Source organism: Synechococcus sp. PROS-7-1, assembly GCF_014279795.1.
Classification (GTDB): Bacteria; Cyanobacteriota; Cyanobacteriia; order PCC-6307; family Cyanobiaceae; genus Synechococcus_C.
In genome coordinates this window covers 430346-451325 of sequence record NZ_CP047945.1, presented here as the reverse complement: position 1 = coordinate 451325, position 20980 = coordinate 430346, and the positions used below count along the sequence as shown (strand labels likewise).

Below are 20980 nucleotides of genomic sequence, written 5' to 3'. Positions count from 1 at the left end.
TGGATGTGACGTCCTGAACGAAATTTAGCACCGCAGCAGTCCCAACTCCATGCGCCGCACCCGGGAGAGCGTCAGCTCTTCACCCAGTCGCTCGGACAGCCAATGGCAGAGCTGGGCAGGTTTGAGACTGCGGCCCTGTTCATCCACAGCGGCCATCAGCTCCAGCTGAGCTGACAGCGGTGCATCGGCTGCGTTCACGGAGTTCAGGTGCAGGCTCTTCAGCAGAGATCTGAGATCACGACTCCGAGGTCGCCCCTTCTTGTCGGTGTCCTCCCAGATCAGTTCATCGGCGCAGAGCATCTGCGCGATCGCGCCCTCCCACTTGGCTCTGGAACAATCCGCCTGAACGGCGTCAGCGCTCAGAGTGAAACACCAGCGGCTGAACACGATTTTTTGGGAGAGGCTCGGAGAGGACACAGGAACCTCTTCAGCGGACAGGAGGCGCAGCCCAGGTGGCAACCGAGCCTGCCAGGACTCTTGTGCCATTTGAGGATCCACAGGTTCGGTGAATTCCAGATCCATCCACTCGCCCTCGGCCTCGACACCGAGAGGAAGCGCCAGTGCCAGTTGCAGGCGGGGAAGGGGATGGAATCCCCCCGTGAAGCTCACCGGTAGCCCCGATCGCCGCAGGGCTCTCTCAAACAGACGCACAAGGTCGAGGTGACTCAGCAGGGCCATGGCTCCGGTTTTGCTGAAGCGGAAGCGGAGCCTGCAGATGCGCTCACTGGCCGGAGACCGCTGAGGCCGTGCCTCCGGGACCGATGGAGGCGGAACCACAACGTTATGACCCAGATCAGGGCCACAGACCCCGCAGCTGCTGCAGCCATCAAAAGAGCAGTCAGGAACGACTGTTGCGGCGAGCGCTTGCTGGAGATCGCCAGCAAGCCACTGCTTGTCGATGCCGCTGTCGATGTGATCCCAGGGAAGTGGCTGACGGCAGAACGCCTGCAGATCGTGCCGCTCAAGCGCCGCCACCGCACTCCAGCTCCCGAGCTCCATGTCTCGGTAGCGCCCCTCCAGCCCAGCTGCAGCGATGGCCCCGGTCCAGGCCTCATAGGTGCGATCAAGAGCCTCGAACCAGGCATCCATCCCTGCCCCCGCTCGCCACGCCGCTTCGATCACCGGTGCCAAGCGACGGTCTCCGCGGCCCACGAAATCCTCCATGGCCGAAAGGCGGACATCTGTGAAATTGAAACGCACCCCGCGCAGCCTTCGCCCGGCCTCCCGAAGCAGCTGCTGACGGCGCAGGAACTCTTCCGTGGAGACGCTGTGCCACTGAAACGGCGTGTGCGGTTTCGGAGTGAAATTGCTGATCGTGATGTTGAGACTGAGGCGGCCGAGATCCCGGCAACAGTCCTGGAGCATCCGACAGGTTTCGGCGATGCCGAGCACATCCGCATCGGTCTCTCCCGGCAGCCCGATCATGAAATAGAGCTTCACCTTGCGGTAACCGTTCTGCATGGCCGTGCGGATGCCTTGCAACAGGTCCTCATCCGTGAGGCCCTTGTTCACGATGTCGCGCAACCGCTGGGTACCGGCCTCAGGCGCGAAGGTGAGCCCGGCCTGCCTGGCACCACCGAGGATGTGAGCGATGTCCTCGTCGAAGCGGTCCACCCGCTGGCTGGGTAACTGGAGCGTGACGTTGCGGTCGGCCAAGCGGTTGCGCAGCTCCACCCCCACCGCCGGCAGAGCGAGGTAATCGCTGCAGCTCAGAGACAACAGCGAAAAATCGCTGTATCCGGTGCGTTCCATGCCGGTTTCGACGGCCTCAATCACGGCCTCCGGCTCAACATCCCTGGCAGGGCGGGTGAGCATCCCCGGTTGACAGAAACGGCATCCGCGGGTGCAGCCCCGCCGAATTTCCACGGTGAGTCGGTCATGCACCGTCTCCACGTGAGGGACCAGTCCCATGGCGTAGTGAGGCATCGGGGTGGCCACTCGGCGCAGCACGCGTCGGGGCAGCGCCGGATCAAGCGGTTGGAGGGTGACGCCGTCGTCACCTGGTTCGTACAGCGACGGCACATAGATCCCTGGCACTTGAGCCAGATCCCGAAGCAGCTGTGAGCGAGTCAGGCCATCGGCCTTCGCTTCAGCCACCACCAATCCGATTTCGGGCAGCAGCTCTTCACCATCGCCAAGGGCAATGAAATCGAAGAAAGGGGCATAGGGCTCGGGATTGCTTGTGGCTGTTGGGCCTCCGGCGAAAATCAGCGGCGGAGCTCCTGGGGCAGTCAGGGGAAGGTCACCGCGGGCATCCGCGCGGATCGGCACCTGACACAACGCCAGCATCTCCAGGATGTTGGTGGCACCAAGCTCGTAGCTGAGGCTGAATCCAAGAATGTCGAAGGCATTCAAGGGCCAACGGCTTTCCACCCCGAACAACGCTTGATCTTTCTCTCTTAAGCGCTGCGCGAGATCGGATTCAGGCAAATAAGCCCGGTCACAGACCTGACCTGGAACGGCATTGAGAATCGAATAGAGAATGATGTGCCCGAGATTGCTGGATCCGACCTCGTAAACCTCGGGGTAGGTGAGCGCCCAGCGGACCCGCGCTCCAGCCCAGTCCCGGGGGACGACACCAAGTTCATGGCCGATGTAGCGGGCGGGCCGGTTGATGCCCGCATCCACGAGCTCATCGAACGGCACGGTCTGGAGCGCTGTATTCACGGAGACGGTCAAGACGTCCCGACCCGGCTCACTGCATCGTATGTAGCAGGATGCCCCCAGACATCGGTTTCCCCGTGGTTCAGGTCAACGGCAATTACCTCAAACTCAAAGCTGGGTATCTCTTCCCCGAAATTGGCCGCCGCGTGAAGGCCTTCAGTGCCGCCCATCCCGACGCCGCCCTGATCCGCCTCGGTATTGGTGATGTCACAGAGCCACTGCCCCTGGCTTGCCGCGAAGCGATGAAAACCGCGATCGATGCCATGGGAACGGCCGAAGGCTTCCATGGCTACGGCCCTGAACAGGGCTACGGCTGGCTGCGTGAGGCCATCGCGACCCACGATTTCAAGGCCCGCGGCTGCGACATCAGCGCTGAAGAGATCTTCGTCTCTGACGGATCCAAATGCGACAGCAGCAACATCCTCGACATCCTTGGTGAAGGCAATCGTGTCGCCGTCACGGATCCCGTTTATCCGGTGTACGTCGATAGCAACGTGATGGCCGGCCGCACCGGTGAAGCGGGCGATGAAGGCCGCTACGCAGGGCTGACCTACCTGCCAATTAGCGCCGACAACGGCTTTGCGGCCCAGATCCCCACGAATCCAGTGGATCTGATCTATCTGTGCTTCCCCAACAATCCCACCGGGGCCGTTGCCACCAAAGAACAGTTGAAAGCCTGGGTGGATTACGCCCGCGCCAACGACGCTCTGATCCTGTTCGACGCGGCCTATGAGGCCTTCATTCAGGATCCCAGCCTCCCCCATTCGATTTTTGAGATCGAAGGCGCTCGTGATTGCGCCATCGAATTCCGCTCCTTCTCCAAGAATGCTGGTTTCACAGGCACCCGTTGCGCCTTCACCGTCGTGCCGAAGGGGCTGAAAGGCAAGGCTGCCAACGGTGAGGCCGTGGAGCTTTGGAGCTTGTGGAACCGCCGTCAAAGCACCAAGTTCAACGGCGTGAGTTACATCATTCAACGCGGTGCCGAAGCGGTGTATTCCGAAGCCGGCCAGGCCGAGGTGAAGGGTCTCGTGAGCTTCTACATGGAGAACGCCGCCATCATCCGCAGCGAGCTCAGTGCGGCGGGCCTCACGATTTATGGGGGTGAGCACGCGCCCTACGTGTGGATCAAGACTCCAGATGGCATGGACTCCTGGGGCTTCTTCGACCACTTGCTCCACAAAGCCAATGTGGTGGGCACACCCGGCAGTGGGTTCGGTGCCGCAGGCGAGGGCTACTTCCGCCTCTCGGCCTTCAACAGCCGAGACAACGTGAACACGGCGATGGCCAGGATCAAGGCACTCTGAGTCAGACGTGTACCGAATCGCTTTAGATTTAAATCAGCCGAGCTCGATGGTCATGGCCGTGGAGACCCCCAGCAGCACCCCAGGTGGAGCAGCAGTGCTGGACAAAGCCCCTGAGCGCGTGCGCAAGCAATCGCCTCGATACAAGGTGCTGCTCCACAACGACCCTGTGAACTCCATGGAATATGTGGTGTCCACTCTTCGACAGGTGGTGCCGCAGCTGAGCGAACAGGACGCGATGGCGGTGATGCTCGAAGCACACAACACGGGCGTGGGTTTGGTGATCGTGTGTGATCTCGAGCCGGCGGAGTTCTATTGCGAGACCCTGAAGGGCAAGGGCCTCACCAGCACCATCGAACCGGAAAACTGATCGTTCATTCCATCGTCCAAACCGGGAAAGCCCTGCTTCAAGCGCGTCCGCGCTGGATCGCCACCATTCTTCTGATTCCTGCCCTCTACGGGCTGGGATGGGTACTGACGCAGCCTTTGGGCCTCATTCTCCCTGAAGCCACGGCATCAAGACTGAGCCTGATCGGCACCGCCTTCAGCCTGGTGCTCTTTGTTCTGATCCTTCCGAGCTGGGTCCGACAACGCTGGAACAGTCGTCATCCCTGGCAGATGTTGGGCTTGCGAAGCCGCAGACAAGCCCCCTCCTCCGGTCGATGCCTGATCGCGGGCTTACTGCAGTCGGCCGCACTGCTCACCTTGATCAGCTTGCCGCTTCTGCTCGGATCCTGGGGACGCTGGCTTGGCGAACTCAACGCTGCGGATGCTCTCAATGCTCTGGCACTGTGCTTTGGCGTCGGGCTCGCCGAAGAGCTGCTGTTCCGGGGATGGCTCTGGGGAGAACTCTCTCAATACACCGGGCCTCGTACCGCGGTTGTGACCCAGGCATTGATCTTTAGCTTGGTGCATACCCGGTTCAATCTTGGCGTTCTTCCCATGCTCGGCCTGCTCGTGGGACTGACCTTGCTCGGCCTGGTCCTGGCTGTTCAAAGACGTCTGAATGATGGCTCTCTTTGGGGATGCGTCGGCTTGCACGGCGGACTTGTTGGCGGGTGGTTCGCTCTGCAGGGAGGCTTGCTTCAGATCTCGCCAAGCGCACCGCAGTGGCTCATCGGACCTGGAGGTGCCCATCCCAACCCTCTGGGAGGCCTGGTGGGAATCGCAGCTCTCACCGTTTTGCTTGGTCGTCAGCTAACGGCGTTAGCGAGGGCGCCGCGACCCTGAACCGGAGCCCGCAGGGCTTCATTGAGGGTTGAAGTGCCGTAATCGCGTTCCAGCAGATCCATCACCGTTCGACCGAAATCCGATGGATTCGCATCAAAAGCTTCCAAACACACCCGTCCGAAGGTGCTGCCCATAGGCTCTGGATTCCAAAGAAGCTTTCTGGCCGTCCAGGGCATCATGCTCATCGGGTTGTAACCAGGCTTGATCAGTCCCTGATCGAATCCGTACTGCTCAAGATGGGTATGGGGTTGCAAGCCGATGAAGAAGATCGCTGGCTCCACACGGTCAGCACCAAAAATCGCCTCGAGCTCGCGGTGGTAGGCCACGGTTTGACGAATGGTCTCCGGACGCTCATCAATCACGTTGAACGAATAGTTCACGGACACGTGATCCTTAAAGCCCGCATTGGCGAGCATTCTGCAACTGTCGAGAACAGTGCGCAGGTTGTAGCCCATGCGCATTTTGCGAACGAGCTCCTGGGACCCTGATGTGATGCCGATTTCGAAATAGCTCATGCCGGTGTCCACCATGAGCTGTGCCAACTCGGGGTCGAGGTTGTCGGCACGGATGTAAGCAGCCCAACGAATGCCCGTGAGACCCTCCGCCTTAATCGCGCGCAGCAACTCTTTGGCATCTTCGATGTAACGCCGAGCCGGAATGAACTGGGCGTCGGTAAACCAGAAGCCTCGAACGCCACGGTCATAGAGCTGGCGCATCTCCTTCACCACCTCGTCCACAGGATTGAGGCGAACCTGCTTGCCTTCCACCACCGTGTACACGCAGTAACAGCAGTTGTGAGGGCAGCCCCGTTTGGTCTGCACGCCCACATAGAAATCGCCACCCTCGAGATACCAGTCAAGTTGGGGCCAGATGGAGGCGATGTAGTCGTAATCGCAAGCAGTTTTCGGGCGACTCTCCGGCTGTTCATGGATCAGGCCCGGGCGAGGAGGCGCTCCGACAACGAAGCAGCGTTCACCTTCGAGACTCTGACCCTTCAACAGCTTTTCAAGAAGAGGTTCCCCCTCTCCGATGGAGACAATGGTTCCCTTCGGCAGAGAGCGGCCAAGCTGCTCGTAAAACACACTGACGGCGCCACCGCCAAGAACGGCCCTGGCTTGAGGCTGATAGCGACGCGCGCGACGCAGCCCCTGTTTCACAAGCAACTGATTGCGACGAAGCTCCCCGTAGTGACTGGTCATCAAGCGCAGACCACCAAGAGCACCGTGCAGGCGTTTCAAGGGATTGCGCGAATAGAAGACCTCAAACGAGTTCTGAAGAGGATTTCCGCCTCGGCCGTCCACTGGGGCGTAGATCTGAATGTCTCGCCAAGAGAACACCAGCAGGGTGGGCTGGAACTGATCGATCGTGATGCGCAGGACACGATGAACGTCCAGAACCGGCAGGGCGGCGAGATCCAGAATGCGCTGGGGCAATCCTGGGAAGCACTTGTGCAGGTGGTCTGCCAAGTAGATCGGTCCAATCGGAAAGATCGGGTTGCAGGGAAGCCGCACCAGCAACACGCGCTCGTCGGTGGCTGAGCCCGGGACTGCGAGCGCTGACTGATGCGGGAGATCGTCCATGGATTGGACGCTAACAAGCACTCCCCGGGAGGCGAGACGGGCCGTAGCTCAACGCTTCTTCACAACGACTTCATAAAGCTGCGGAAAACTTCCGCAATGTTCCTTTACACTCTTGTTTGGCAGGGCATTCCTGCCCTTCCGTAACCGCTCTTCGGAGCCTTCTTTTCCGTACTCATGACCACCACCATTCAGCAGCGCTCCGGCGCCAATGGCTGGCAGTCCTTCTGCGAGTGGGTCACCTCCACCAACAACCGCCTGTATGTGGGCTGGTTCGGTGTGCTGATGATCCCCACCCTGCTGGCTGCCACCACCTGCTTCATCGTTGCTTTCATCGCAGCGCCCCCCGTCGACATCGACGGCATCCGTGAGCCCGTCGCCGGCTCCCTGATCTACGGAAACAACATCATCTCTGGTGCTGTTGTTCCTTCCTCGAACGCCATCGGCCTTCACTTCTATCCCATCTGGGAAGCTGCCTCTCTCGACGAGTGGCTGTACAACGGCGGTCCTTACCAGCTGGTTGTCTTCCACTTCCTGATCGGCATCTTCTGCTACATGGGCCGCGAGTGGGAACTGTCCTACCGCCTGGGCATGCGCCCCTGGATCTGCGTTGCTTACAGCGCACCTGTGGCTGCTGCCTCCGCCGTGTTCCTGGTGTACCCCTTCGGTCAGGGTTCCTTCTCTGACGGCATGCCCCTGGGCATCTCCGGCACCTTCAACTTCATGCTGGTGTTCCAGGCAGAGCACAACATCCTGATGCACCCCTTCCACATGATGGGCGTCGCAGGTGTGTTCGGTGGCTCCCTGTTCTCCGCCATGCACGGCTCCCTGGTGACCTCCTCCCTGGTGCGTGAAACCACCGAGAGCGAGTCCCAGAACTACGGCTACAAGTTCGGCCAAGAGGAAGAGACCTACAACATCGTGGCTGCCCACGGTTACTTCGGTCGCCTGATCTTCCAATACGCCTCCTTCAACAACAGCCGCAGCCTTCACTTCTTCCTGGCTGCCTGGCCTGTGGTCGGCATCTGGTTCACTGCCCTGGGCGTCAGCACCATGGCTTTCAACCTGAACGGTTTCAACTTCAACCAGTCCATCCTTGATGGTCAGGGCCGCGTCCTGAACACCTGGGCTGATGTGCTGAACCGCGCCAACCTCGGCATGGAAGTGATGCACGAGCGCAACGCTCACAACTTCCCCCTCGACCTGGCAGCTGCTGAGTCCACTCCTGTGGCTCTGCAAGCACCCGCCATCGGCTGAGGCTGAAGTCTCCAAAAGATTCAGCGTCAGTTGAATCGGAAAGCCCCCTCTCACGAGGGGGCTTTTTGTTGGGCCCCACATCGGCGCTTAACCTGCTGAGTCGCCACCGGCTGAATCGATCTTGATCGAACTCGTTCTGTCCGTCGGCCTGGCTTTCATCATGTTGAGCCTGGGTCTGTCGCTCCAACCGGCTGATTTCGGCAGAGCTCTTGGCCAGCCGCGCGCTCTCATGGGCGGAGCGTTGGCTCAGCTCATTCTTCTGCCATTTGTGGCCTTCGGTCTTCTGCGCTTGTTCGGACTGACTGGCGACCTTGCCTTGGGGGTCATGATCCTGAGCTGTTGTCCAGGAGGAATCACCTCCAATGTGATGACAAGGCTCTCCCGCGGAGACGTAGCGCTATCGATCTCCTACACAGCCCTGGCCAGCCTGGTGACAGCATTCACCTTGCCTGTGGTTCTCAGCCTCACAGCACCGTTGTTGCTAACGAGTCAAACCCTTGAGCTGTCCATTCTCCCTCTCAGTCTCAAGGTGTTTTCGATCTCCACCGTTCCGGTGGTAATCGGGGTGTGGATCGCTCAGCAGGCACCTGGCTTCTGCAAACGCAACAGACAAAAGGCCGAACGGCTCGCCAATCTGTTGTTCGTGCTGATCGTGGCCGGCACCCTGATCAGCCAATGGTCAGTGTTTACGAGCAACCTGACAACGATTGGTCCAACCCTTCTGGCACTGAATCTGCTGATGCTGGCCATCGGGCTGAGCCTGGGCAATCTTCTGAAGATGCCAACAGAGCAGACCACCAGCTTGTCCATTGAGGCGGGATTTCAAAACGGGACCGTGGGCATCGTCGTGGGATCGTTGCTCGGACCAGACCTAATGCAAAGCCAGCTCAACAGCTTCAGCCTGCCGTCTGCCGTTTACGGCGTGCTGATGACGGTCACCATCCTTCCCTTCATTGCCTGGAGGCGAAGTCTCAAGCCCATGACAACACAACCCTGAGGCTGGAGATCACCCAGCGGCGATTTGGCCTGTGGTCCAGTAGCGAACGCGTGCGGGGTGGGTGTCGAGGTATTCGTCGACAGCGATCTCAGCTGATCGATCATTGGCCTTGAGCAGCAGGTCCGACATCTCCTGATCCGGGAGATGGAAACGGGTCAGGAAGTCGGCGACATCGGGAGCATCCAAATCAAGACTGGGCCGCCCCAGCGCGTGAATCCACTCAATGCCCCCAAACACACGCTTCGGGTCTTCAAGAAAACGCAACTTGTAGCGGGCGAACATCCAATGCGGCATCCAGCTGGTCACGATCACCCACTGTTGCCTGCGAATGGCCTGGTCAAGCACCGCCGTCATCGCCGCACTGCTCGAGGCCACCAAGTCGAGGTCATTGAGTTGGTAACTCTTGAGCGCCTCTGCAGACGCCTGATTCAACCCTGAACCTGGATCGATCCCCTGCACGCGGTTCTGAAAACGAGCGGCCAGAGCAGGGTTCCGCAACTGCTGGATCGACGAGAGCTCAGCCTTCGGGATGTAGTCGGGAACCACCCAGCCCAGACGGCCGGAATACATGGACCCGAAATCGAGCACGCGGTCGCGCACCCGTTGCCAGTAGTCACGATGGGTCAGTGGCAACCAGGCCATCAGCATCATGTCGAGATCGCCGCGAGCAACTGAGGCGTATTGAATGCCGATGTCGGCGAGAACTCTCTCCACCTCGATGTTGTAGGCCTGCTGAATCACCTTCTGAGCGATCAGGCTGATGACCTCGGCATCAGCCCAAGGAGACCAACCCAGTCGCAGGGTGGATCCTGATATTGCCGAGATGGGTTGCGCTGCACCTCCAGTCTCCGGACCTGCCGCCTGAGATGTCCGCGCAGAAGGTTGACTGAGATTGACCAAGCTGGCCATCGAAGCCCCCGCAAGGCCGAGGCCTCCAAGCAACACAGCGCGTCGACGGATGCGGTTGTAATCACTCATGACGACCTCCAGGGAGACATCCACGCGCGCCAGCGCTGACGAAGGGGTTGCACTTCGCGGGCGGTGAAGCTCTGACTGAGACGGTCGAGGATCACGGCAAGGATCACAACAGCGATTCCACCCTCGAAACCCAGACCCACGTCGAGCTGCTGAATGCCACGCAACACCACATCGCCTAAACCGCCTCCGCCAATCATGGAAGCGATCACCACCATGGACAGAGCCAGCATGATCGTCTGATTGACGCCCGTCATCACCGTTGGCAGAGCGCTTGGCATCTGAACTTTCCAGAGAAGCTGGCGTTCACTGCATCCGAAGGAGCGCCCTGCTTCGATCAAATCGGCAGGCACCTGGGACAGTCCGAGCTGCGTCAATCGGACCACAGGAGGCATGGAAAAAATCAGGGTGGCCAGGATCGAAGGCACCGCACCCGTGCTGAACAGCATCACAGCGGGAATCAGATAAACGAATGCCGGCATGGTCTGCATCAAGTCGAGGCAGGGCCTCACCAAACGCCAAACCGAGCGGTATCGGGCCGAGAGGATTCCCAAGGGCAACCCGATCACGAGTGCCAACAGCGAGGCGGTGATCACCAGAGCCAGGGTGGCGATCATCTCGTTCCAGAGCTGAAGGGAGAGCACGAGGTTGAGGCCGAGAAGCACGAAGAGAGCGAAGCCTCCACTCACTCTCCAAAGACCGATCGCAGCCACGCTCCAAGCGAGCAACCAAGCCGGAGGACTCTCCAGAAGCATCTCGGTGAAGGAGACCACGGCAAGAACCGAGACCTTGATCACATCAAATGCACCCTGAGCATTGGCAAGCAGCCAGGCAACGATGACATCGACGCTTTGTCCGAGCCAACCGGCCTGATGTGCCGCTGCAAGGAGAGTCATGAACCAAATCCCTCCATCGATCTGAGCAGTTGATGGGCGCTGATCACACCAATCAATCGCTGACCAGAATCCAGCACCGGCACTGGATCGGCGCAGAGAGCCACCGCTTGGATTGCGTCTTTGACGCGAGTTCCCGACTGCAGAACGGTGGTTTCTGAAGCGTCAAGCCAACCCTGTTGCGCGGTGACGATCCCCAAGAACCGGCGCTGTGAGTCCATGACATAACGCGTGTCCTGAGATCGCTCAGGTCGGGGGTCACCGTCCTGAAGCACAAGCTCACGGTTGGTTGGCATCGCCACACGGTCGACGGTCAGCACCGATGCCACATCCACATCCCTGAAGAAACGGCGGACCTCTTCGCTGGCGGGTTGATGCAGCAGGGTCTGGGCCGTATCGCACTGGAGCAGTCGCCCTCCCTGCATCAGTGCGATCCGGTCACCGATCCGAATGGCTTCGTCAAGGTCATGGGTAATAAAAACAATCGTGCGGCGCTGCTCCGCCTGGAGATCGAGAAGCAGATCCTGCATATCGACGCGAATCAGAGGATCGAGGGCAGAGAAGGCCTCATCCATGAGCAGGATCGGGGGATCGAGCGCCAGCGCTCGCGCCAGGCCTACGCGCTGTTGCATGCCTCCGGAGAGCTGGGCGGGTCGCTTGCGCAATTCCTGTCCTAGTCCGACCCGCTCCAACGCCTCGATGGCTCGGGATTGTCGGACTCTGCGCGGAACGCCGGCCACCTCCAAGCCAAAGGCCGCATTGTCAAGAACGCTCCGATGGGGAAACAGCGCAAAGGATTGAAAAACCATGGCCATCTGATGCCGGCGCACATCAGCCAGCTCGGAGGGCGTCAAACCAGCGAGCGACCGTCCCTGCACAAAGACATCCCCAGCGGACGGTCGAATCAGCCCATTGAGCAGTCGCAGCAAGGTGGACTTGCCCGAGCCAGACAGGCCCATTACGACGAAGATTTCGCCAGCGCGGATCTCGAGGCAGACATCTTGCACAGCGGCGCGAGCGCCCTGTTGCTGGTGCAGTTGCTCAGGATCTACGCCCTTGCGTAACTGATGGATCACGTCAGAGGAAGAACCACCAAATATCTTCCAAACTGAATCTATAGAGATCTCTGACTTCACTTCAGAGGCCTCCAACACCACATGACGCTTATAGCAAAAACGCGAAGAGGCACGAGAGACGCCAGCACGAAGACCTCGAATACGCACACTTTTGCATCACTGAGACCAGCTGCACCACAATGGTTTTCGCGAATATACGCATGCTTTTTGAGTGATCGATTTCACGAGAACGCTGACAGCCATGCACTTCATGGTTAGGTTGCAGAGAGAGCGAGAATCTTGTTCATCGTTCACATCAATGGTGTTGCGTGCACTGCGGGCAAAGGATCTGCGGCATCGCTGCCATTTCCAGTGCATTCAAGAGCGAATTCGGCATGACCTCAACCAAGAGCCACCCTTCAGCGGAGTCCGGTGATGCTCAGCGGTTCGGCGAAACCCCCGAAAGCGTGAGGGAAACGGACCACTACCAGCAGGAGTACATCGAGCAGTTTGCTGACCGCTGGGATCGCCTGATCGATTGGCAAGCACGCGAAGAAGCCGAAGGCGATTTCTTCGTGAAGCTGCTGCATGAGCATGGAGCCAAGTCCGTCCTTGATGTGGCCACAGGCACCGGGTTCCATTCCGTGCGCCTGCTGCGCGAAGGCTTCGAGGTGGTGAGCGTGGATGGGAGCCCGAACATGCTGGCCCGGGCTTTCAAGAATGCTCGGAGTCGGGACCTGCTGATGCGAACGGTTCACGCCGACTGGCGTTTTCTGAACCGCGACATCCACGGCGAATACGACGCCGTGATTTGCCTGGGCAACTCCTTCACCCATCTGTTCCGGGAACGGGATCGGCGCAAAGCTCTTGCGGAGTACTACGCCGTTCTCAAGCACAACGGCATCCTGATTCTCGACCATCGGAACTACGACAGGCTGCTGGAAGGAACCTCAACCAGTGGCAAGAGCAACGTGTATTGCGGCAAGGATGTCGAGGTTGGTCCTGAGCATGTGGATGACGGACTCGCCCGCTTCCGCTACGCATTCAGCGATGGGAGCACGTACCACCTCAACATGTTCCCCTTGCGTCATGGCTACGTCAGAAGGCTGATGCGCGAGGTGGGCTTCCAACGCATCACCACCTATGGCGACTACCAACGAGGCCACGACGATCCTGATTTCTACGTGCACGTTGCGGAGAAGGAATACCTCTTCAACACCGATATGACCGCCATCTAAACCCCATGACGCAAAGCACCTACTCCGATGCCGCGGCCACGGCTGCCAGTTACTACGACAGCGCCGATGCCGATCACTTCTATGCCGACATCTGGGGAGGCGAGGACATCCACATCGGCCTCTACGCCGAAGCCGATGAAGCGATCGCTGCTGCCAGCCGGCGCACGGTCGACACCCTGATCGACCTGATTGGCCACGACGGTTTGGGCGATGGTCAAGCTGAGTGCCTTGTTGTGGATTTCGGCTCCGGCTACGGGGGCGCCGCACGCCGTCTCTGCCAACATCCCAACGTGCGGATCGAAGCCATCAATATTTCCGCCGTTGAGAATGATCGTCATCGACTTCTCAACCGCGAGGCCGGAGTCGACCAGAAAATCACCGTTCACAACGCCTCCTTCGAATCGGTTCCTCTAGCCGATGTGATCTGGAGCCAGGACGCAATCCTGCACTCAGGCAACCGTCAGACCGTGATGCATGAGGCGTCACGCCTGCTGAAACCTGGCGGAGTGATGGTGATGACCGATCCCATGGCCGCTGATGGTGTTCCGGCCGAGTCGCTCTCGGCAATCCTGAAGCGGATCCACCTGCAAGACCTTGGCTCCCCGGAGCGGTACAACCGCTGGGCCGAAGCAGCTGGGCTTGAGCGGACCCACTGGATGGAACAAACCCCGATGCTGATCAGGCACTACAGCCGCGTACGTGAGGAGCTCAGGCAGCGCCGTGAGCTTCTGACCCGCACGATTAGCGCCGACTATCTCGAGCGCATGGATGCTGGCCTCGGCCACTGGGTGGAAGGGGGTGAAGCCGGCCGACTGTGTTGGGGCCTGATGCGCTTCCGCAAACCCCTGAACTGATGGACACACCTGCCAACCAAACGCAATCATCCGACCACACCCCCCGCGAAGTGGTGGAGCAGCTCATCCGAGACTGGGATCTGCATCCCCATCCCGAGGGTGGCTGGTACAGGGAAATGCACCGCAGCCCGCAACAGGTCACCCGCAGCGACGGTGCGCAGCGCAGCAGCATCACCACCATCCTCTTTCTCCTGGATTCCGAATCCAAAAGTTGCTGGCATGCCGTGCATGGTGCCGACGAAATCTGGATCCATCTGCAGGGCTCACCCCTGAGCCTCTGGACACTGGAGCCGAATGGCAGCGAAGCTCTCCAACACGTTCTGTCGCTTCACCAGCCTCTGCAAGCAGTTCCGGCGGGTCACTGGCAGGCAGCCCGCACGGAAGGGCAGTACAGCCTGGTGAGCTGCTGCGTTGGCCCAGGCTTTCAGTTCGAAGATTTCGAGATGCTGAGATCTCGACCCGCGGCTCAGCATCCACCGGGAGCACTGCCTGACCTGCTCTGACATCTACGCTTTGGCGATCGATGGCATTCCATGGGCAGCAGTTTCGGCACCCTGTTTCGCATCAGCACCTTCGGCGAGTCCCATGGCGGCGGCGTGGGGGTGATCCTGGAAGGCTGCCCGCCAAGACTGGAACTGGATCAGGTGGCCATTCAGGCTGAACTGGATCGGAGACGTCCTGGGCAAAGCAAGATCACCACACCGCGAAAGGAAGCCGACCAGGTCGAGATCCTCAGCGGCGTGATGGATGGGGTCACCCTTGGCACACCGATCGCCATGGTGGTGCGCAATAAAGATCAACGTCCGCAGGATTACAAGGAGGTGGAGGTGGCTTTCCGCCCCTCCCATGCCGACGCCACTTATCAGGCGAAATATGGGATTCAGGCCCGCAGCGGTGGCGGGAGAGCGTCGGCCCGGGAAACCATCGGACGGGTGGCAGCTGGAGCCATTGCCCGGCAAATGCTGCAACGATCCCACGGCACCGAGGTTGTGGCCTGGGTGAAACGCATCCACGATCTGGAGGCCCAGGTGGACGCCAGCACTGTGACGCGTGACGCGGTGGACGCCAACATCGTGCGTTGCCCGGACGCCACGATAGCTGAACGGATGATCGAACGGATCGAGGCGATCGGACAGGAGGGTGACTCCTGCGGTGGCCTGATCGAATGCGTGGTGAGACGGCCGCCCGTCGGCCTCGGAATGCCGGTATTCGACAAGCTGGAAGCGGATCTGGCCAAAGCCGTGATGTCCCTACCTGCCACCAAGGGCTTCGAAATCGGCTCAGGCTTCGCCGGCACCCTGCTCAAAGGAAGCGAGCACAATGACGCTTTTCTTCCCAGTGACGACGGACGGTTGCGCACGGCCTCCAATAATTCCGGAGGAATCCAAGGAGGAATCAGCAATGGTGAACCGATCGTGATCCGCGTGGCGTTCAAACCAACCGCAACGATCCGCAAGGAGCAGCAGACCATCAACGACCGCGGCGAAGCCACCACCCTTGCCGCCAAAGGGAGACACGACCCCTGCGTTCTGCCCAGGGCCGTTCCGATGGTGGAAGCGATGGTGAATCTCGTCTTGGCCGATCATCTGCTGAGACAGCAGGGCCAGTGCAGTTTGTGGTGAAGGATCCCAGCAGCGCTTAGCTGCGGGCCGGCGAATTGATGCCGTTAGCGCTGACCAGCTGGGCTGCGGCTTTGGCCATCCGCCCCGCCACGGTGCCGGAAGCAACAGATGCCTGCGTGCGCTTACGCGCCCGCTTCGCAGGCCGGGGCTTGGCAACGGTCGCTGACGACGCTTTTGAAGCCGTTTTCGCTGAAGCCTTCTTCTTGGTGGCGGCTGGCTTAGCGGTTGCAGGCTTAGCAGTCGATTTCGACGCAGCCTTGGCAGGCCTGGAGGACGTGGCTTTCTTGGATGCAGTTGCCGTTGTCTTGCGGGCCGGTTTGACCGAGGCAGCTCGATTGCGATGGCTCAGCACCATCACCCACTCCTCATCGGTTAGGGACGCGGGCTTACTGCCATGGGCATTGGCAAGCTTGGCAGCTTTTTCAATGTCCTTGATCAGATTCACCCAGGAGGTCGCGAACCGCTTATCCGACTGCGAACGGGCACCGCTTTCAACCAGCGTTTCCACAACCCCTGCTGCCGTGACCTTTTTGCGGCGTCGGTTGAAGATCTCTTTTTGAAGCTGGGCGACAAGAGCATCAGCTTTGTCGCTCAACTTGATGGATAGCTGAGACATCAGCGCAGAAACATCTATCCCATCTGTAGCAGATGAGTCTCAGATCATCCAGTCAGCCATGGCGTCATGCCCGGATCCAGGGCATCGTCAACGAACACAGTGCGGCCCAGGGCAATGGCGTTGTAGCCGGCCGCCAACCAAGGAACCAGATCGGCGCATCGCAACCCACCAGCAGCGATCATGAAGGGGAGTTCACCCATGGGAACTGAGATCTGACGCCGATAGTCGACGCCCAAGACTGAAGCGGGGAAGAGCTTGACCAGGCTGCAGCCAAGCGCTTGCGCTGATCGAATTTCAGAAGGGGTCATCACCCCTGGCACGAGAACACAGCACAACGCCCTCGCCTTGGATTGCAACTCGGGATCCAGAAGGGGAGACATGGCGTAGGCAAGACCCAGGTCGGCGACCTCCTCCAGGGCAGGGAGTGTGCACACGGATGCTGCACCCAGCCGGAGCTTGGGGTGACGCTCCCTGATCGCTTCAACCAGTGCGGTCCAGCGGGGATGGGCCGCCCAGGCGAGCTCAACATGCAAAACACCCGCCGCTACCAGCTGATCCAGCTGATGGCAGAGGCGGGTGCTCGCGAAGGGGGTTTGGTAATCGTTGGCTCCTGGTCGCATCACGACCAGGAGCGGCTGATCGGTCAAGGACCTGATCAGCCGCTCCGATGGATCAGACGTATTCAGCAACCCGGACGTCACTGCGAATCAGAAGCTCCTGAAGCTGCTCGGCATCGACCGTCTCCTCTTCAACAAGCATCTCAGCGAGTTCGTCGAGAACACTGCGATTGCTCACAAGCACCTTGGTTGCGCGCTTGTAAGCGACATCCACGAGGTCAGAGACCTCCTCGTCGATAGTGGCGGCGGTGTCCTCAGAGAAATCACGTTCAGCGGCGATATCCCGCCCCAAGAACATCCCACCCTGGGATCGGCCCAAAGCCACCGGACCGAGCTTGTCGCTCATGCCGAAGCGAGTGACCATCTGGCGAGCCACCTGAGCCACCTGCTGGAGATCGTTGGAAGCTCCGGTTGTGACCTCGTCTTCCCCGTAGACGATCTCCTCGGCCACGCGACCGCCAAGGGCAACAGCCATCTGATTTTGGAGATAGGTGCGTGAGTACAAACCCGACTCCATCCGTTCTTCGCTGGGGGTGAAGAACGTCAGTCCACCAGCATTGCCTCGGGGAATGATCGAAATCTTCTGAACCGGGTCGTAATCGGGCATCAGCGCCCCAACCAGAGCGTGACCAGCTTCGTGATAAGCCACCAGACGTTTGCGACGCTCGCTCATCACCCGATCCTTTTTCTCAGGACCGGCCATGACCCGTTCGATGGCATCGCTGATTTCGTCGTTGCTCACCTCACTGAGATCGCGGCGGGCCGCAAGAATTGCCGCCTCATTGAGAAGATTGGAAAGATCAGCACCGGTGTAGCCAGGGGTGCGGCGCGCCACTTTGTCGAGATCGACGTCCTTGGAGAGGGTCTTACCTCTGGCATGCACGTTGAGAATCTGCAGACGACCGGCGTAGTCAGGTCGGTCCACAACGACCTGGCGGTCGAAACGGCCTGGACGCATCAGTGCTGCATCCAGCACATCAGGACGGTTTGTGGCAGCCACGATGATGATTCCCGTGTTGCCCTCAAAACCATCCATTTCGGTGAGGAGCTGGTTCAGCGTCTGTTCGCGCTCATCGTTGCCTCCACCGAGACCAGCGCCACGCTGGCGGCCAACCGCATCGATTTCATCAATGAAGACGATGCAAGGAGCATTTTTCTTGGCCTGCTCGAACAGATCACGAACGCGGCTGGCACCGACGCCCACAAACATTTCCACAAACTCCGAACCGGAGATGGAGAAGAACGGAACGCCCGCTTCACCAGCCACAGCCTTGGCAAGCAGTGTTTTGCCAGTTCCGGGAGGGCCTACGAGCAACACACCCTTCGGAATCTTGGCGCCAACAGCGGTGAAGCGATCAGGGTTCTTGAGGAAATCCACCACCTCAGTGAGTTCAAGCTTGGCACCCTCGATTCCAGCCACATCACCAAAGGTGATCTGAGTGGACGGCTCCATCTGAACGCGGGCCTTGCTCTTCCCGAAATTCATGGCCGGGTTGCCGCCGCCACCGCCACCGGATTGAGCCCGACGGAACAAGAAGAAGAGGCCACCAAGCAGGAGGAGCGGGAAGATCAAGCTCGAAGCGGCTTGCTGCCAAGCCCCGGGTTGCCTGGACGGCTGCACAGCGATGTCCACGTTGTGATCCGTGAGCATCTTGAGCAGATCCTTATCTGGGGCAAGATTCACTTCAGAACGACGGCCATCGGTTGCCACAACCGATGCCGTCCCCCGATCGGGTGAGAGCAGTACCCGACTGACCTGATCCTCCTGAACCTGCTCAACGAAATCGCTGTAACGAAGGTTCTGAGCCGTCGATGCGGGATCCGGACGGTCGAGGAAGGCCGTTCCGACCACGATCACCACGACCACTAACAGGACGTACAGCCCTACGTTGCGCCAGCGCTTGTTCAAGGTTTTTTGCCTGGAGTGAAGGAATGTTAATGGGATCCTGAGAGGTCAGGAGGCTCGAAGCACCTCAACCACGCTACGGAATGCGAACCATTCCGGAATCTCCTCGCCGCTGCGCAGCATTTTGCGGAACTGCGTACCACTGAGTTTCTTCACGTGCAGGCCGCGGGCTTCGGCATGTTCGGCCGTCACGTAACCCTCTTCCTCGGTGTAAACGAGATTGAGCGATGGAACGGTCTCCATCGTGAGTTCGGGAGCACATTCCTTGGCGAAGTTCTGCGCGTCGTAGGGGCCGTAAAAATCCTCGCCCGTGAGGGACGACTTACAGCCAGCCATATCGCGGCCAATGATGAAGTGGGTGCAGCCGTAATTGCGGCGGATGATCATGTGCTGCAAGGCTTCGCGGGGCCCAGCCATGTGCATGGCATAGGGGAGATAGGCCCAGCGAATGCGCGGATTGTCGACCTCAGCGGCGAGCCGTTCGTAGGTCTGAAAGCGCACCGCTCCAGGGATGTCGTCCTGCTGAGTGGGTCCACAGGTGGGATGCACCAGCACTACGGCGTTCTCGCTCACGTTTTGAGCATGAAGAGCGCGGGTGAAGAGCTCGTAGTGGGCACGGTGGATCGGATTACGGCATTGGAAAGCAACAACGTCCTCACCAGCAGGCAACCCGGCACGCACTTCCGCGGGGGTTTTGCAGGGAAACACCCGCTTTGGAAGCGCAAGGCCCTCGATCAAGCCACCGAGGTAAAAACGACGGCGTTCGGTCGCAATCATGCGCACCGCAGGGTGCTCAAGGGATGTGGTGCCGTAGCAGCCCTTGGCCTCAACCACCTTGTCGGGCTCCCACTTGTCCTCCACCGTGAGAACAGCCAGCTCCTGGCCCTTGTAGGTGAGCAACACCTTGTCTCCGACGGCCACATCCTCCCTGTCGGTGTCCATCACGATGGGAAGGCCGAACAAATGGCCTGAGGTGGTGCGATGGCCTTCCACCACAGCGGCATAGTCCGCCTGATGCATGAATCCGCGCTCAGGCGAGAAGCCGCCAACGATGAGAAGCTCCACATCACAGGCGTTGCGGTCAGAGCATTCGAGGCGCGTTGTTGCCGACGCTTTCACAGCAGCCCGATCGGCTTCAGGCACCATCAGATCCACCAGAGTCCCTCCATAGGGGGCAATCACGCCTGAGGGCTGAGTGGAGGTGGTGCTGGCGGTCATGACGGGCCTTCGCTCGATCGTGAGACGACGCGATTCTCCCAGATCACAAAAAAGGGGAGCACCAGGCCCCCCCTTTCTCTGACGTCTTGCCCGAGAGCCTTGGGGATCAAGCCTCCTCGAGCCGTCCATAGAGCTCACCGTTGATCTTCACATCAACGATTTCACGGCCACCCATGTCGGAATCGGAAGGCTGAATGGCTGAGAACACACCGGCGAATTCTCCGGTTTCAGGATCCACTTTGGTGATGGACATGCTCATCACGCCCTGACCATCGATGTAGCGCTTGACGTTCTCCGTCTCCAGCTCCTTGTAATCACCACCGAGGCCGATCAGTCCCTGGGGGTAGTCGACACCCGTGGTGAGCGCGCGCCCTTTGGGATCAATGAAGTTGCTCGTGCGGTAGCTGGGTGTGCGGTAAGTGCCTTGGAAATCAGTGCTGGTTGTGATGGCCGCTCCGTTGGCCACAGCATCAAGGTTCTTGCTGGAGAACGTGAAGGGAAACTCCTCACCACCAGGGATCAGCACGGTGATCGGCTGAAAATCAATTCCACCTTCTTCTTTGAAGCTGATGCTGTCCTCGCCCACGGTGAGGGTGCCATAAACCTCATCAAGACTTGAGGTGTAGCGAGTGAGAATTTTGCCTTCAACGAACTGAGCTTCCTGGCGCTTGTTGGCCGGCTCTCCCTTAATGAAGACCTGGGTGGGATGCATGCAGATCCCCCTGAGCTCATAGGCATCACCCGCGGTCAGATCGATGGAGCCTCGAGCCGACTCCGAGAGGGTTGGGCAATCGTTGGCCTTACCGGTATTGCGGATGTCGTCGTAGGTGACATTGGAGCGATCGACGGCTTGAGCACCGCCGCTGCAGGCGGTCACAACCGTGAGACAGAAAGCCAGCACAAGGGCCAGCAGGGGACGGAAGCGCATGGGAGAGTTGCCGAATGGCCGGGTGGTGACAA

19 protein-coding genes are annotated in these 20980 nt (G+C 59.7%); 9 read left to right on the top strand and 10 right to left on the bottom strand.

The window, feature by feature from the left end:
• Positions 1-24 precede the first annotated feature (24 nt).
• Complete coding sequence (locus SynPROS71_RS02195; protein ID WP_186596356.1) at positions 25-2679, bottom strand: TIGR03960 family B12-binding radical SAM protein; 2655 nt, start codon at positions 2677-2679, stop codon at positions 25-27.
• 62 nt (positions 2680-2741) lie between these two features.
• On the opposite strand from SynPROS71_RS02195, the gene SynPROS71_RS02190 reads away from it, so the two are divergent.
• The 3 genes from SynPROS71_RS02190 to SynPROS71_RS02180 all read left to right on the top strand — a co-directional run bounded on the left by SynPROS71_RS02190 (position 2742) and on the right by SynPROS71_RS02180 (position 5195).
• The gene (locus SynPROS71_RS02190) at positions 2742-3968 is read left to right on the top strand and encodes an LL-diaminopimelate aminotransferase (protein ID WP_186597819.1); all 1227 of its coding nucleotides are present in this window, start codon (positions 2742-2744) and stop codon (positions 3966-3968) included.
• Between the two features lie 46 nt (positions 3969-4014).
• Positions 4015-4335, top strand: a complete 321-nt coding sequence (gene clpS / locus SynPROS71_RS02185) for an ATP-dependent Clp protease adapter ClpS (protein ID WP_186596354.1) — start codon at positions 4015-4017, stop codon at positions 4333-4335.
• A gap of 65 nt (positions 4336-4400) precedes the next feature.
• On the top strand, positions 4401-5195 hold the full coding sequence (locus SynPROS71_RS02180; RefSeq protein ID WP_186597818.1) for a CPBP family intramembrane glutamic endopeptidase: 795 nt from the start codon (positions 4401-4403) through the stop codon (positions 5193-5195).
• On the opposite strand, the gene SynPROS71_RS02175 is transcribed toward SynPROS71_RS02180, so the two are convergent.
• On the bottom strand, positions 5159-6775 hold the full coding sequence (locus tag SynPROS71_RS02175; RefSeq protein WP_186596352.1) for a photosystem II high light acclimation radical SAM protein: 1617 nt from the start codon (positions 6773-6775) through the stop codon (positions 5159-5161). The two genes, SynPROS71_RS02180 and SynPROS71_RS02175, sit on opposite strands and share 37 nt — an antisense overlap.
• Positions 6776-6949: 174 nt before the next feature.
• On the opposite strand from SynPROS71_RS02175, the gene psbA reads away from it, so the two are divergent.
• Both psbA and SynPROS71_RS02165 read left to right on the top strand, forming a co-directional pair.
• A complete protein-coding gene (psbA, locus tag SynPROS71_RS02170) occupies positions 6950-8029 on the top strand; it encodes a photosystem II q(b) protein (protein ID WP_006040880.1) in 1080 nt (359 codons plus the stop codon).
• Between the two features lie 121 nt (positions 8030-8150).
• Complete coding sequence (locus SynPROS71_RS02165) at positions 8151-9026, top strand: bile acid:sodium symporter family protein (RefSeq protein ID WP_186596351.1); 876 nt, start codon at positions 8151-8153, stop codon at positions 9024-9026.
• A 9-nt stretch (positions 9027-9035) separates the two neighbouring features.
• On the opposite strand, the gene SynPROS71_RS02160 is transcribed toward SynPROS71_RS02165, so the two are convergent.
• From SynPROS71_RS02160 to SynPROS71_RS02150, 3 genes are read right to left on the bottom strand one after another with little or no spacing between them, the layout of a single operon-like run.
• A complete protein-coding gene (locus tag SynPROS71_RS02160; protein ID WP_186596350.1) occupies positions 9036-10004 on the bottom strand; it encodes a glycine betaine ABC transporter substrate-binding protein in 969 nt (322 codons plus the stop codon).
• Complete coding sequence (locus SynPROS71_RS02155; RefSeq protein WP_186596349.1) at positions 10001-10897, bottom strand: proline/glycine betaine ABC transporter permease; 897 nt, start codon at positions 10895-10897, stop codon at positions 10001-10003. Before SynPROS71_RS02155 ends, SynPROS71_RS02160 begins: the two co-directional genes overlap by 4 nt.
• Entirely contained in the window at positions 10894-11901 is a 1008-nt protein-coding gene (locus SynPROS71_RS02150) for a glycine betaine/L-proline ABC transporter ATP-binding protein (protein WP_255442475.1), read from the bottom strand. The genes SynPROS71_RS02155 and SynPROS71_RS02150 overlap by 4 nt, the downstream gene beginning before the upstream one ends.
• A gap of 443 nt (positions 11902-12344) precedes the next feature.
• On the opposite strand from SynPROS71_RS02150, the gene SynPROS71_RS02145 reads away from it, so the two are divergent.
• Genes SynPROS71_RS02145 through aroC form a run of 4 tightly spaced genes read left to right on the top strand, consistent with a single transcriptional unit; the run spans position 12345 to position 15663 of the window.
• Entirely contained in the window at positions 12345-13187 is an 843-nt protein-coding gene (locus SynPROS71_RS02145; RefSeq protein WP_186596348.1) for a class I SAM-dependent methyltransferase, read from the top strand.
• 5 nt (positions 13188-13192) lie between these two features.
• On the top strand, positions 13193-14041 hold the full coding sequence (locus SynPROS71_RS02140) for a class I SAM-dependent methyltransferase (RefSeq protein WP_186596347.1): 849 nt from the start codon (positions 13193-13195) through the stop codon (positions 14039-14041).
• Positions 14041-14544 carry a cupin domain-containing protein gene (locus tag SynPROS71_RS02135; protein ID WP_186596346.1) on the top strand — a complete coding sequence of 168 codons (504 nt, stop codon included), beginning with the start codon at positions 14041-14043 and terminating at the stop codon, positions 14542-14544. Before SynPROS71_RS02140 ends, SynPROS71_RS02135 begins: the two co-directional genes overlap by 1 nt.
• Positions 14545-14574: 30 nt before the next feature.
• Entirely contained in the window at positions 14575-15663 is a 1089-nt protein-coding gene (gene aroC / locus SynPROS71_RS02130; protein ID WP_186596344.1) for a chorismate synthase, read from the top strand.
• A 16-nt stretch (positions 15664-15679) separates the two neighbouring features.
• Here aroC and SynPROS71_RS02125 read toward each other — a convergent pair whose 3' ends face one another.
• From SynPROS71_RS02125 to psbO, 5 genes are all read right to left on the bottom strand, one after another.
• Entirely contained in the window at positions 15680-16279 is a 600-nt protein-coding gene (locus SynPROS71_RS02125) for a hypothetical protein (RefSeq protein ID WP_186596334.1), read from the bottom strand.
• Positions 16280-16323: 44 nt separating this feature from the next.
• Positions 16324-16926, bottom strand: a complete 603-nt coding sequence (locus SynPROS71_RS02120; RefSeq protein WP_186596332.1) for a bifunctional 4-hydroxy-2-oxoglutarate aldolase/2-dehydro-3-deoxy-phosphogluconate aldolase — start codon at positions 16924-16926, stop codon at positions 16324-16326.
• A gap of 25 nt (positions 16927-16951) precedes the next feature.
• On the bottom strand, positions 16952-18805 hold the full coding sequence (gene ftsH3, locus SynPROS71_RS02115; protein ID WP_186596330.1) for an ATP-dependent zinc metalloprotease FtsH3: 1854 nt from the start codon (positions 18803-18805) through the stop codon (positions 16952-16954).
• Positions 18806-18850: 45 nt separating this feature from the next.
• Positions 18851-20020, bottom strand: coding sequence for a sulfate adenylyltransferase (sat, locus tag SynPROS71_RS02110; protein WP_186596328.1), 1170 nt, complete (start codon positions 20018-20020; stop codon positions 18851-18853).
• A 106-nt stretch (positions 20021-20126) separates the two neighbouring features.
• Positions 20127-20948, bottom strand: a complete 822-nt coding sequence (gene psbO, locus SynPROS71_RS02105; RefSeq protein ID WP_186596326.1) for a photosystem II manganese-stabilizing polypeptide — start codon at positions 20946-20948, stop codon at positions 20127-20129.
• Positions 20949-20980 lie beyond the last annotated feature (32 nt).